The organism is Paenibacillus xylanilyticus, assembly GCF_047246825.1.
Taxonomy (GTDB): Bacteria; Bacillota; Bacilli; order Paenibacillales; family Paenibacillaceae; genus Paenibacillus; species Paenibacillus xylanilyticus_B.
On record NZ_JBFOLB010000001.1, the window covers coordinates 196,652 to 210,800 of the forward strand.

Below are 14,149 nucleotides of genomic sequence, written 5' to 3' on the forward strand. Positions count from 1 at the left end.
GAATAAGACTAGCTTCGGTTCAGGGAGGAGCTGTAGATGCCAGGTTTGAAAAAGGAGAAACCACCTCTGCTGAGCGTAGAAAGTCTCAAGACGTATTATCCGATCCGGCAGGGCTTTTTCTCGCAGGTCACAGAATACGTCAAGGCGGTCGACGGTGTCAGCTTCTCGATTCGCGAAGGAGAAACGCTCGGTCTCGTCGGAGAATCGGGCTGTGGTAAGTCGAGTGTCGGTCGCACGCTGCTTCAACTAGAAACTCCTTATGAAGGAAGGGTTCTCTATGCGGGCCGGGAATTGGCAGAACTCGGCAAGAGGGAACTTCGCCGAACCCGGGCGAGCATAGGGGTGATTTTCCAAGACCCATACTCCTCGCTTAACCCCCGGATGAGGATCAGTGATATTCTGGCAGAGCCTCTGCTGGCGCACCGACTCGAGAGTCGTTCGTCTGTTCGGGATCGGGTGGATATTCTGCTCGAAACAGTCGGAATTTCAATAGAAGACAAAAGTCGTTATCCTTATGAATTTTCCGGAGGACAGCGACAGCGAATTGGCATTGCGAGAGCCTTGTCCCTAAACCCCAGGCTGATCGTGTGTGACGAGCCCGTTTCCGCTCTCGACGTCTCGATCCAGGCACAGATTCTGAATCTCCTGAAAAAGCTCCAGAAGGAGGAGGGTCTCGCTTACCTGTTCATCGGACACGGTCTCGGCGCCGTCCGCTATATCAGTGATCGAATAGCGGTTATGTATCTGGGCAAGATCGTAGAGATTGCGAGCCGGGAGAAGCTGTTCAGGGCGCCGAAGCATCCCTATACGAACGCCTTGCTTAGTGCGAATCCGGTAACAGATCCAAGGCTTCGTTCGCAGAAGCGGATTATCATCCAGGGGGATGTACCAAATCCGGTCCGCCCGCCAGGTGGCTGTCGTTTTCATACGCGCTGCCCGATCGCCAAAGCAATCTGTCGCGAATTCGAGCCGGAGCTCAAAGGTCACGATCATGCCGTTGCCTGCTTCGCATTTGATTGACCGATAGCCTGTACTCAGAGTATTTGCTGCATCTGTTGCATCCTTTGCCCGTGAATAATGGAGATTTGCCAAAATGAAGGAGAGAGGTGTTTGGCATGAATGAGAAGATCATTGAAGAGGTTACCGCGTATATCGAAGGGAAGAGAGATTTATTTATTGATGTAAGCGACTCGATATGGGACTTTGCTGAGACGCGATTCGAAGAGTTTGAATCAGCAGATTTGCTCTGCAAGGAACTGGAACAGGAAGGGTTCTCCGTTGAAAGAGGCGTTGCCGGACTCGCCACTGGATTTATAGGCAGCTTCGGGAATGGTTCCCCGGTCATTGCGATTCTTGGTGAGTTTGATGCCCTGGCGAGCCTTAGCCAGCAGGCGGGAGCTGCGGTTTTCGATCCTGTTGTGCCGGGAGCAAATGGACATGGATGCGGGCACAATTTGCTCGGAGCAGGTTCTCTTGCGGCTGCCTTTGCGGTCAAGAATTACTTGCAGGAGCATCAAATCTCCGGCACGGTTCGCTACTATGGTTGTCCGGCGGAAGAGAGTGGATCCGGTAAAGCCTACATGGCCAGATCAGGCTTGTTCCAGGATGTCGACGTCGCTTTCTGCTGGCATCCTGCCACGATGAACGTCGTCATGCATATGTCCTCTCTTGCCAATTTGCATGTGCACTTCAAATTCGCAGGCCGCAGTGCCCACGCGGCAGCCGCACCCCATCTCGGACGAAGCGCCCTGGACGCGGTCGAGCTGATGAACGTGGGAGTGAACTACTTGCGTGAGCATATGATTTCGGATGCCCGAATCCACTATGCCGTGACGAATACAGGCGGCTTCGCACCCAATGTTGTTCAGGCGGAAGCAGAAGTGAATTATTTGGTTAGGGCGCCGAAATCCTCCCAGGTTGCTGACCTGTTCGAACGGGTTCTCGATGTTGCTCGTGGAGCGGCTCTGATGACGGGAACCAAGATGTCATATCACTATGAAGGTGGAGCGTCCAATCTCATTCCGAATGCGACCTTGGAAGGCAAAATGCACGAGTTCCTCAGTGGGCTTGAGCTTCCCATTTATACGGAGGACGAATTGGCCTTCGCCCAAGAGATCTTTGCTGTTATCCCGGATGAGGATAAGACGAGTGCATCGCGGCAGAATGGCAAAGGGGTCCATGACATGCTTTCGGCCCGTCCTCTTGCGGGCTTCGTCGCTCCACTTATGGAGACAATGCGCGTTATGCCGGCGTCGACGGACGTCGGAGACGTCAGTTGGAATGTGCCGACTGCGCAATGCGGCACGGCGACCTGGGCTTACGCGACGCCAATCCATGCCTGGCAGACCGTTGCGCAGGGCAAGAGCGGCTATGCCCACAAAGGCATGCTGCTCGCGGGCAAAGCGATGGCCTGCACTGCCATTGCAGCGCTGCTCGATCCTGTACTCATCGAGATGGCGAAGGCGGAGTTGGCGGAACGGCTGGAGGGAGAGTCATACGTTAGCCCGTTCCCCGATGAGGTGATGCCTCCGAATCTTTCTTTTTCTCAAAGAACTGGCGGAGCAGCAACTGAACAAACAACGGTGAATGTGTAATCCCACCCAAATGGAATATAGCGAATGACGATGGCAGCAGGAGACCACAGAAGCGAAATAAAGCTTCAGGGCACCGAAAGAGCAAGTCAGCGGCTGGCCGGCCGCTGGTTAAACTCTTTGGTAAACGTACCGCCATCCGACGCAACTCTGGAGAGAGCGAACAAGCCACCAAAGGAATACAACGGTCGGAGCCGCCCGTTTAAATTCTCAGGTAACCGGGACAGAGAACACGGCATAAGCCGGTTCACTGTCCCATTTTTATATATCAACCTTAGGAGGGTAATACGGCTGTGCTGTTCCATTGGCTGAAGCCGGGCGATAAGCTGAACTGAACGTTACAGAGATTATGTTCTCGTCATAGTTTAAAGTAAAAAGACCAGTCAACGCTGGTCTTTTTTTTGTTTAGTAATGTGAAGATGAGAAAACAACACTTTTAACACAAAGAGGGCATGGGAACGGGCCGCGTACAATAACGGAAACGAATAACCTGTTGCTAAATGGATAATCTGTTGTACAATATTCCGCGAATAGGTTTGTTAAATTCAAGGGTAAAGTCTGGATTTCAGGAGAGGTTGATGAAGTTTGATAAGACGACTTCAGTTGAAACGTGGAAAACTTAGCCGATGGCTTCACGGTATCTCTTTCAAACAAAGAGTTCGTTTGTCATTCATGGTTATGATAACGCTTGCAATTGGAGCGGTAGGCATGACAAGCTATTGGATTGCATCGAAGGAGCTTCAAAAGAATGCATTTGAATCCAGCCAAGAGACCGTGAACAAAACGACCCAGATTCTGGACGATAAACTGTCTGGAATCTCCAATTCCGTTCGTTCCCTTATGTTCAGTTACGCATTTAAGGATATGATGCTGGATGTGCAGAGTAATGACATCTCCAATTATTATGTGCATTTGTCCGAGCTTCAATATGTATTTTCGCAGGTGTCTTTCAACGAACCTTTGATCGAAAGCATTCTTATTGCCACGCCGATTGGGGATTTTTATCCGATCTCGCAGCGCCGTTCCCAGACACAATCCTTTTATGAATCCAGCATGTATTATGACGTAAAAGAGAACTATGGAGGAGTCTGGATCAAGGGGCACACCGACAAGTTTTTTACCGGGAACAGTCGTACGCTGTCCTTTGTTACGAAGGGAACGCTAGATAACGTTTCGAATACCAACGTATTTATTGTGGTGAACGTGAACGAAAGCGGATTAATCGGCACCGTTAACAAACATTCCTCAAATGATGACAGCGACTATTTTGTCATTGATTTGAAAGGGGAGGAAGTGATCCGAACCGCATGGTCCTCCAGCCACAATCTTATGAAAGATAAGCTGCTGTTAAACAATGTTTCCGAAGATACACAAGGTTCTTTTTTTCATCATTTTGATGAAACCGATTACCTGGTGAACTACACCAGATCGGCCGTCGTTAACCATTGGAGCCTGTTCGGTATTCAGCAGAAGGATAAACTGCTTGAGCAAATGAACGGGGTCAAACGAACTACCATTTTAATTATGCTTTTCTTTCTCCTTCTTACCTGGCTTCTATCCACGAAATTGACTGCGATACTGCTGAATCCATTATATAAACTGCAGCGGCTCATGCGGGAGGTCGAAGACAACCGTCTGAATGTACGCTTTGCAAGTCGTTCTACCGACGAAGTAGCTCAGGTAGGCTATCAATTTAATCGGATGCTGGATGAAATCAATCGGCTTATCGATGATGTAAGACTGAGCGAATCTGGAAAAAGAAAAGCAGAAATGCGAGCATTAACCGCACAGATGGAACCGCACTTTTTGTACAACACGCTAAACACCATCTATTGTAAATCAGTATTAGGAGAAAACGATGAGGTCAATGAAATGATTTTATCCTTGTCTTCGATGTTTCAAATCGGACTGAGCGGGGGCAAAGACTGGAACACACTGGAGGATGAGATTCAACATGTGAAACAGTACTGCCTGATCCAACAAAAATGTTATGAAGGACGGTTTGAGTTTAACGTTACCGTAACGGATGATTCGTTACTAACCTGCCTTTTGCCTAAAATCTTACTACAGCCAATTGTGGAAAACAGCATTCAGCACGGATTTAAGGACATCAACTCCGGTGGTCGAATTTATCTAGTAATCACCAGGGAAAACAATTTACTTCGCTTGAGCTTCGAGGATAATGGGATCGGCATGAATGTTGAAAAAGTGACGGAGGGGATGCGACAACCCCCAGTCTCGAAGAAAGGGTATGCCTTGAATAATATTGTAAACCGGCTCAATCTCTTTTACGGCGAAGAAGCCGGAATCGAACTGAGCAGCCTTCCTGGCAAAGGATCAAGAACGGAAATATGGATACCGATTAGCGAAGGGGAGGTTGTAGCATGACAAAGGATGGACCTATGATTAAGTTATGCATCATCGATGACATTCGAAGCGTGGTTGACATGATTGCCAAGAAGCCGCCATGGAAGGAACATCATATAGAGGTTGTTGGTATGGCGCTGGATGGTGAGGATGGGCTTCGCCTGGTCAAGGAAAAGAAACCAGAAATTGTCCTCACGGACATCCGCATGCCTAAAAAGGATGGGCTAGCCATGACTCAAGAAATTCTCGAAAATTCTCCCTCTACGAAAATTGTGATTTTGAGCGCGTATACTGATTTTTCTTTTACAAAACAGGCCATTCGTTTAGGTGCATTTGATTTCATTAAGAAACCCTTTTCCATAGACGAGGTCATCCAAATTGTATTAAAGGCAAAGGCGGCTTATCTAGAAGAATGGCAGGAGCAGAGAGAAGTCTTGGAACTGAAGCAGAATATGATCAAGAGCTTGCCGATTTTGCAGCAGGAATACTTGTCACTGGTTATTCATCATCGCACAAATCCAACTGCCGCATATTTAAGATGGCAAACACTTGGGATCCAGCTTGATTCCAAGGATTTCAGTCTCTTTATCGTGGAACTGGATCGCTTCATGGACAAATATAAACAGCAGCCTGCACGGGAAGTGGAGCTGATCCGTTTCAGCCTCCGAAATATTCTGGAGGAAACGATAAGCAGTTTCACCCGTGGCGTCGTTTTTAGTGAAGCATTAAATCGGTTTGTCTGCCTGGTTCATTGCAAGGATATGAAGATGGCAGAACAAATTTCAGAATCATGTCGAGTGAATATGTACCAATTTACGCATTCAACCATTTCAATCGGGATTGGCAGGTGTGTTCAATCTATAGATGAATTACCTGACTCGTATCAACAGGCTATGAATGCACTCGAGTATCATTTCTATACCGATGGTGTGAACAATTATGTGCCTACTCCAGAGAATGAGAAAACCCTCCTGAACTACACGGCTTCGACAGAACAAGAGCTGCTGTTCGCCTTACGCGCCGGGCATCATGAAAAGTGTCAGCTGATTCTGGAGCAAATCTTCAATGATATGTTGCAGCGAGATCCATTTCCCAAACCACAGCAGGTCGAGAATTTAAGTTATGAGCTTTCATCCAAAATCTGTAGGGTTATGTCGGAGCAATTCCCTCACGAACGGGTGAAAAGACTGGAAGAACAATGGAATGCAGTGAAGCGTTCAGGACTTGTTTCGTTCCAGATGTTGAGGGATGCGGTGAAGGAAATATGCCTTGAAGCTTGTTCATGGATTGAACAGGAGCGCACAGACGAATCGACGAGATTGATATATCAGGCAAAGGATTACATCTGTGCAAATCTGCATACCAACCTGACCTTAGATGTTTGCGCGAAGCAGTTTAATATTAGCCCCGGCTATTTCTCAAATCTTTTTAAAAAAGTACTGAATATATCCTTCCAGCAATTCGTGATTCATCAACGGATGGAACAAGCCAAAGAGATGCTGATCGACGATTATCAGGTACAGGAGATCGCTCAAAAGCTTGGGTACGAGCATCGACGCTATTTCAGCGAAATTTTCAAGAAGCATACCAACATGACACCATCTGAGTTCAAGTTGTACAGTACCGGAAAAGTTAGTACGCATACGGATCTGCTGGATTAAGATCATTTATATAGATAAGCCTTGTTTCCGAGCTTTGTTTGGATGCAGGGCTTTTTTTGAAGGAAACATTTTCATTGAAAACCTGCCCTCGATGTGTGGTTACCCGCATTATGCAAGCGAGAAGTGCCCCTTATACTGAGAGATAGAAACGAGGTTTTGTAGATAAAAAAGGAGGTAACATGGATGAAGATAAGCAAGAAATTGCTCTTATCCGCGACGTTTTTGGTGTTTATGGGGAGTCTCGCAGCTTGTGGCAGCCCAAGTCCTTCGGATGAAGGAGCGCAGTCTGACGCCAATGCCAAGACCAAGATAACGTATTGGACTGGCGATCGTCATGATTCTGAATTTGTCAAAGAGACCATCGATACATTCAACCAAACGAACAAGGACAATATTGAGGTAGAACTGGTCATCAAGGGAGACGACTTCGATCAAGCGCTGGATATGTCCTACCAGACCTCCGAGCCGCCGGATGTTATTCGCGTGAAGGAGAATACCATACAGACTTTCTATAAAAAAGGGTTTCTTGCTCCGATCGACGAGTTTCTGACGGACGAAATGAAGGATAAGTTCCCGGTCATGGAGGATCTGAACAGTTTTGAGGGTAAACGCTACAGCCTGCCGAACTACGGCACAACGATGCGCCTGATTTATAATAAAGAGCTTTTCGCCAAAGCGGGCATAGAAACACCGCCCACCACATTGGATGAGCTCGTCGATACTGCCAAGAAAATAACTGAAGTGGGTAAGGCTAACGGAGCCTACGGGTTCGCTCAAAATTTCAAGAGTCCCTCCAGTGCTTTCGGGCGATCCGCACGGGTGATTGCAGAGGTGAGTGGTTACGGAGGCTTTGGATATGACTTTAAGACGGCCCGTTATGACTTCAGTGGTTTTAAACCCATTATCGAGGCTTTCAAAAAAATAAAAGACGACGGCAGTATGCTTCCAGGCGTCGAATCACTTGATATTGACCCGCTGCGCGCTCAGTTTGCGGAAGGGAAAATCGGTATGTATTTATCCTTTTCCGCTGAAGCTGGAGTCTATCAATCCCAATTTCCAGCGAAGATTGACTGGGCTGCCGCACCTGTTCCATCCATCGATGGACATTTCAATGGGGCATCGGGCTTCTTGGGTGGACAGTGGCTAGCCATCAGCTCAGAGTCGGAGCATAAAGAAGCGGCATGGAAATTCCTGACCTACATGTACGACGAATCCATCCTTCAGCAGTACCAGGAAAAAGGGTTTGGAATATCGATGGTTCCTGTAGTTAGTGCGGTTGCTGCGAAGCCTGAAGTGAAAGGTATTGACGGGTTTCTCCCCAACCAGTACGACGGTGTCTGGCCGGTTTATCCGGCAGTGCCCGTTCAAGGCATAAAATCAGACGATGCCTTCTTCACATATATGCTTAGCGGTGGTGACCTGGATAACATCATAAACGATTTAAATACACGGTATAATGCCGCCTTAGATGCAGCCATCGCAAATGGGGAAGTGAAGGCAGAACCGATCGCTGATTTTAACCCTCTCAATCTTGCTGGAAAGTACGCCAAGTAGATGTTGTCACGGGGATGGATTTGTTCCATCCTTTCCTAAATGCTAAGAAATACAAGGAGTTGAGAGGATATGAATAAAGCGAAGAATGCCGCTTTTTCATACAGCTTTCTGTTGCCGAGCTTTATTCTGACCATAGTTCTAGGCATTTACCCGATGATATGGGCTATGAGATATATGTTTTACGATTATAAAGGATATGGCACCGAAAGATTCATTGGGTTGGCCAATTTCGAGCGTGCCTTCAGGGATCATCAGTTTTGGGAATCCGTAGCGAACACGTTCATTTATGCCGGAGGTAAACTCCTGATATCTATCCCGCTTGCGTTAATACTGGCCGTTATTCTGAATTGGAATATCAAAGGTAAAAACTTGCTTAGAGCCATTTTCTTTATGCCAACGATCATAAGTACAGCCGTAATGGCTGTCGTGTTTTTTACGATTTTTAATTCCTATAACGGCATACTCAATCAGTTTTTGATGAAATATCATTTCATCCAGAGTGCCATTGATTGGCTTGGTGTGGATTATGCGATGCTGACGGTCATTATTGTAGCGGTATGGGGAGCGATTGGAAATTACATGCTATTATTTTTGGCTGGACTCCAAAACATTCCTCAAGATGTTTACGAAAGCTCTGCATTAGATGGGGCCAACAAATTTCAGCAATTCCGATATATCACCATTCCAATGCTGGGGCCTGTAATGCAGATGATTATCATGTTAGCCATCATCAATGCGCTAAAAGGCTATGAGAGTATCTTGGTGATGACCGATGGCGGCCCGATTGGAGAAACCAATGTCATGTTCTTATATGTGTATAAATTATTTTTTCCACCGGCAGGCTCGGCAGCAGCCACGCAAATTCAGGAGTTTGGCTATGGTAGTGCAGTAGCTTTTATTACGGCAATAATCGTCGGCTTGATTACGATACTTTACTTCTATGGCTCAAAAAGAATGAGTCAAAACGATTAAGGAGGAAACGTTCATGAAAATCGCCTGGAATACTACACTATGGACGTTTCTGTTACTCGTCGCTTTCCTGACATTGTTCCCTGTGGTGATCACCTTCCTTGGTTCTTTTAAAACCAATGCGGAGCTTACCGCCGGGGCCACATTTCTGCCAGCGGATTGGCAGTTCTCAAACTATATTGAAGCTTGGGAACAGGCGAATTTCTCTACGTATACGCTGAATAGCCTATTCGTTGCCAGTGCATCAACGCTCGGAACATTGTTGGTTGCTTCCATGGCAGCATACGTTGTAGATCGGATGGATTTTATCGGTAAAAAGGTTTACGTAGGCCTTCAGGCATTTACGATGTTTGTAGCCATCGGCGCTGTAGTGCTGCGCCCTCAATTCGACCTCATGGTTAAGCTTCATTTGCATGACTCGCTGTGGGGAGTCATTCTGATTTTGATCAGCGCCCATGCTTCAGCATTTTTCATTCTGCTTAGTTTTATGAAGGGAATTCCCAGGGAGTTGGATGAAGCAGCCCGGATCGACGGGTGCTCGCCCGGCAGAACGTTCTGGAGAATTATCATTCCTTTGCTGACACCAGGCCTTGGCGTTTGTGCGTTATTTGCTTTTCGCGGTGCATGGAATGAATATCTACTCCCGTTTGTGTTTACGCTCAGCAAGCCAGAATTACAGACGTTGACTGTCGGCTTGGCCAATTTAAAATACGGTGTCGCCGCCGCTTCACAGACCCACTTCATGATGGCTGGAGCGTGCCTCTCCATTCTTCCGATTCTTATTGCTTATATCTTTGCTAACAAATCCTTCATGCAAATGACCGCCGGCTCTTTAAAGGGCTAACGGCACGCTATCGATAACAGGGAGGTTCATGCCATGAATTCGCTTCAGATTGGAAATCTTGTCTCAAGTTCCGTCATTAGGCGACATCCGGATAACCCGATTTTGGATGCGTCTCGCATTCCATACCCGACCGCGCTTGTGTTTAATGCTGGAGTAACCAAATTTAATGGAAAGTATGTCATGGTGTTTCGCAATGACTACGGCTGCGCAGAGCAGCAGATTCTTGAGCCCCAACATACAACGGACCTAGGGATCGCGTTTAGTGACGATGGAGTCAACTGGGAAGTACAACCGAAGCCGTGCTTTAAGCTGCATGACCAAGAGATTATACGTGCATATGACCCCAGGCTTACTGTACTCGGCGGTCGCTGTTATATGTGTTTTGCCGTGGATACACAACATGGTATACGCGGAGGCATTGCAGTTACTGACGATTTTGAACACTTTGAAATACTCAGTCTGTCAACGCCTGACTTGCGTAACATGGTGCTGTTTCCCGAGAAGATTGGTGGAAACTATATACGACTTGAGCGACCATTTACGGTTTACAGCCGAGGGGGAAAGGATCGGTTTGATACATGGATATCGGAATCGCCGGATCTGAAATACTGGGGGAATTCCGACCTGCTCCTAGCCGTGGAAGACGTTCCTTTCGCCAATGACAAGATAGGTCCTGCTGCGCCACCGATCAAGACGAAGCAGGGATGGCTTACCACCTTCCACGCCGTAGATCTAGATCCTGCAAGAGGCAAGAACGGATGGGAATCCTCCTGGAAAAAACGGTATACAGCCGGCTTAATGTTGCTTGATTTGGATAATCCGAAGAAAATCATCGGTATGTCTAGAGAACCTTTACTTGCACCAGAGGTTCCATACGAAACCCATGGAGGATTCCGCAACAACGTGATTTTCCCTGGCGGCATGATTTTAGAAGAAGATGGCGAAGTGAAGATTTATTACGGTGCCGCAGACGCCGTGGAATGTTTGGCGACGGCTCATATCGATGATTTGATTAAGCTATGTTTAAACGAGTAGTGGAGGTGGAGTGACAATGACCGTATGGAACCATTTGAAGAATCCTCCTGCTTGTTATCGAACGTTACCCTTTTGGTCTTGGAATGACGATCTAGATCAGCCCGAACTTATACGTCAGATCGAAGAGATGCATAGAGCTGGTATCGGAGGTTTCTTTATACATGCCCGCGGCGGTCTTTCGGTACCTTACATGGGAGAACAGTGGATGGATGCAATTCAGCTCTCTATAGAGAAAAGCCAAGAGCTCGGGTTGGAGGTGTGGCTGTATGACGAAAATGGCTGGCCCAGTGGGTTTGCCGATGGAAAAGTGCCTGCTCGGGGGCATGCATATCAGCAAAAGCTGCTGGCTTACGAGTGGGCTCCTTTTAAGCAAGGGAACAAAAATACAATAGCTGGTTATATTCAGTGTGGTGATGAACTGCATCTTTTGGCTCCGGAGGATCGGCGAAGTCCCGATTTAAGGATATATTATGAGGTGAATCCATATTATATCGACACGCTAAGCAAAACTGCAGTGAACGCATTCATAACCACCATTTATGAAGTGTATTGGGCCAGGTTTGGCACTAGTTACGATTCTGTACTGAAGGGGATATTTACCGATGAACCGCAGTTTGGCCGGTGCAATCTTCCTTGGTCATTGGAGCTTGAGCATGAATTTGAAACCCGTTTCGGGTACTCACTCCTCACAGCTCTTCCAGCACTGTTTTGGGACACCGATAACTGTCGGAAAATAAGAAATGATTACTGGTTGTGTGTCACCACCATGTTTACTGAAGCCTATGCCAAGCAAATTGGCACCTGGTGCGGGAAGAGGGGGTGGCTGGCCACCGGCCATGTCGTCGATGAGCAAACCCTTATGAGTCAAGCTACATCGGTAGGTGACCCACTTTCTTTCTATGAGCATCTGCAAATACCAGGTTGTGACTGGCTTGGCCGATCCGTTAGTGAAGAGCCTCTTGTTCCCAAACAAGTCAGCTCTGTCGTTCGGCAACTAGGCAAAAAACGAGCCATTACCGAGAGTTACGGTTGTGCAGGATGGAATGTTGACTTTGAGGATCTGAAGCGGATCGGGGAATGGCAGTTTGTCCATGGGATGAATCTCATGTGTCAGCACTTGCAGGCGTACACGCTAAAAGGAATGCGTAAAAGGGATTATCCGCCATCCTTATTCTACCAGCAGCCTTGGTGGGAGCACTATCATCACTTTAATCATTACTTTGCCCGATTGTCCATGCTGCTAATTGAAGGTACCCGCCAAGCGGGAGTACTGCTCCTGCATCCGATCAGGACCGCCTGGGTTGAGCAAGCGGGACTGGACTCAACCAAAATTGAGTTCTACCATCAATCGTTTGCACAGCTATCACGCTGGATGTGTCAATCGTTTATTGAGCATGATTACGGGAGCGAGGGAATCATAGAACGACATGGCAAGGTAGAAAGTGGACAGTTCATTATAGGAGAGGCCGACTATCGGGTGGTTGTCATTCCACCAAGTGTCACATTAAGCAGCCATGTCGTGCATCTTCTACAGCAGTTCGTCCTTCAAGGCGGGACATTGATCGCATTCGAGCCTTATCCGTACCTGATTAATGGAGAACGGAGAGCCGAAATCAGTCATTTAATAGAAGCTGCACTGAAACCCGCGTACAACCGTTTATCTCTGGAGAAGATGATTTCCAATACGGTTTCGCCATCAATTTTTGTTAAGGATAAACAAGGAATTCCGATAACATCGGATATGGTTAACGTTCAGACACTCAAACTTGACGACGCTTATCTTTATTATTTAGTGAATTCCGGTAAAGAGTGCTACCCCGATTCAGAGGTAACCATTTATCAAGAGGGGATGCTATCTTTAATTGATTTGGAGAGTGGTAACATCAAACCTCTGAATCAGAAACCATTGGAGGGCAGTACACAGGTAAATCTAACCCTGTATCCCGGTCACTCCTATATGATTCGTCTTGTCCAGGAGGAAGTGCAATCGCACGTCGAACCGGTAACGAAAATGCAAGCTGATTATTCCAATTGTCACATTCAGCATTTGAATACAGATTGGAAAATCCATGATATGGATGAGAACAGCTTAACGCTCGATATGTGCAGATATCGTCTGGAACATGGTGAATGGTCAACGGAGATGCCCCTTGTTTTTATCCAGGAGGAGCTGCAGAAAATCGGATCTGCCGTGAATATCGAGTTGGAATTTTGTATTAACCTGGCATTTGATCCCACCGATGGACGGGAAATGTTTCTCGTTTTGGAAACTCCGGAGAAAGTGCGCATCGTTGTTAACGATAAAGAAGTAGCATCGAACAGTTGTGGTTGGTGGAGGGACATTGCTTTCAAAAAGATAGATATTAGAGGCTGCCTTCGTTATGGCCGGAATAGGATCCGCTTCATCCTGGATTTCTGGAATTCGTCCGAAACGTATGAAGCTATGGAGCGGGCTGGTCAATTTGAATCCGAAGCCAACAAGCTTACATTGGATACGGAGCTCGAAAGCATTTATATTGTCGGCGATTTTGCCGTAGCATCGGAATCAGCTTATGTGGATGGCCAACTTGGAGTCATGTATACGGATGGACCATTTATGCTAACTGAATATCCGGGAATATTCTCGATTGAAGATGATTTGGTCAGTCAGGGCTTGCCTTTCTTTGCAGGGAGCATTCGGCTAACGCAGACGGTTTCCGTTCGTTCTGATGATCAGGCTTCCTGGTTATGGCAGTTCGGCTCTAAACCTAATGCGATTATCACCCAGTTAAAAATAAATGGTGAAGAAGTTCACACCTTTCTATGGGAACCTTATGAGGTGGATATTACTAAATTTCTCCGGTCCGGAGATAACTTCATTGAGCTCCAGCTGACCAATAGCTGCAGAAACTTACTCGGCCCTCATCATCACATAAAAGGAGAACCTCTCAAGGTTGGTCCGGACAGCTTCAAGGATAAGGCAGGATGGACGGATAAGGACCTCGACAAAGACACTCATATCTTCCAAAGCCGCTACGCATTTGTTCAGTTCGGCCTGTCTGACGTTCCTAGATTGGTTCGCATGACGAATGATTTAATCTCAGAGCCTGCTTCCTGAAGAGGTCGGAATGCACGAGAATGCTGATTCA

General features: G+C 47.0%; 9 protein-coding genes and 1 riboswitch. All 9 genes read left to right on the forward strand.

Translation table 11 applies throughout. The annotated features are described in order from the left end of the window. The first annotated feature begins 36 nt into the window (after positions 1 to 36). The 9 genes from AB3N00_RS00920 (at position 37) to AB3N00_RS00960 (ending at position 14,118) form a co-directional block, all read left to right on the forward strand. Entirely contained in the window at positions 37 to 1,020 is a 984-nt protein-coding gene (locus AB3N00_RS00920; protein ID WP_413032868.1) for an ABC transporter ATP-binding protein, read from the forward strand. A gap of 95 nt (positions 1,021 to 1,115) precedes the next feature. Further along, positions 1,116 to 2,594 carry a M20 family metallopeptidase gene (locus AB3N00_RS00925; RefSeq protein ID WP_413032869.1) on the forward strand — a complete coding sequence of 493 codons (1,479 nt, stop codon included), beginning with the start codon at positions 1,116 to 1,118 and terminating at the stop codon, positions 2,592 to 2,594. Positions 2,595 to 2,731: 137 nt separating this feature from the next. Further along, a riboswitch (glycine riboswitch) is annotated at positions 2,732 to 2,828 on the forward strand. Between the two features lie 471 nt (positions 2,829 to 3,299). Beyond that, complete coding sequence (locus AB3N00_RS00930; protein WP_413032870.1) at positions 3,300 to 4,979, forward strand: sensor histidine kinase; 1,680 nt, start codon at positions 3,300 to 3,302, stop codon at positions 4,977 to 4,979. Further along, the gene (locus tag AB3N00_RS00935; RefSeq protein WP_413032871.1) at positions 4,976 to 6,619 is read left to right on the forward strand and encodes a response regulator; all 1,644 of its coding nucleotides are present in this window, start codon (positions 4,976 to 4,978) and stop codon (positions 6,617 to 6,619) included. Before AB3N00_RS00930 ends, AB3N00_RS00935 begins: the two co-directional genes overlap by 4 nt. Before the next feature lie 183 nt (positions 6,620 to 6,802). Next, positions 6,803 to 8,173 (forward strand): ABC transporter substrate-binding protein, encoded by a 1,371-nt coding sequence (locus AB3N00_RS00940; RefSeq protein ID WP_413032872.1) that lies wholly within the window; start codon positions 6,803 to 6,805, stop codon positions 8,171 to 8,173. 69 nt (positions 8,174 to 8,242) lie between these two features. Beyond that, complete coding sequence (locus AB3N00_RS00945; protein ID WP_413032873.1) at positions 8,243 to 9,145, forward strand: carbohydrate ABC transporter permease; 903 nt, start codon at positions 8,243 to 8,245, stop codon at positions 9,143 to 9,145. Positions 9,146 to 9,158: 13 nt separating this feature from the next. Beyond that, positions 9,159 to 9,986, forward strand: coding sequence for a carbohydrate ABC transporter permease (locus AB3N00_RS00950; RefSeq protein ID WP_413032874.1), 828 nt, complete (start codon positions 9,159 to 9,161; stop codon positions 9,984 to 9,986). A gap of 33 nt (positions 9,987 to 10,019) precedes the next feature. Next, positions 10,020 to 11,021, forward strand: a complete 1,002-nt coding sequence (locus tag AB3N00_RS00955; protein ID WP_413032875.1) for a glycoside hydrolase family 130 protein — start codon at positions 10,020 to 10,022, stop codon at positions 11,019 to 11,021. Between the two features lie 16 nt (positions 11,022 to 11,037). Then, entirely contained in the window at positions 11,038 to 14,118 is a 3,081-nt protein-coding gene (locus tag AB3N00_RS00960; RefSeq protein ID WP_413032876.1) for a glycosyl hydrolase, read from the forward strand. Positions 14,119 to 14,149: the final 31 nt, after the last annotated feature.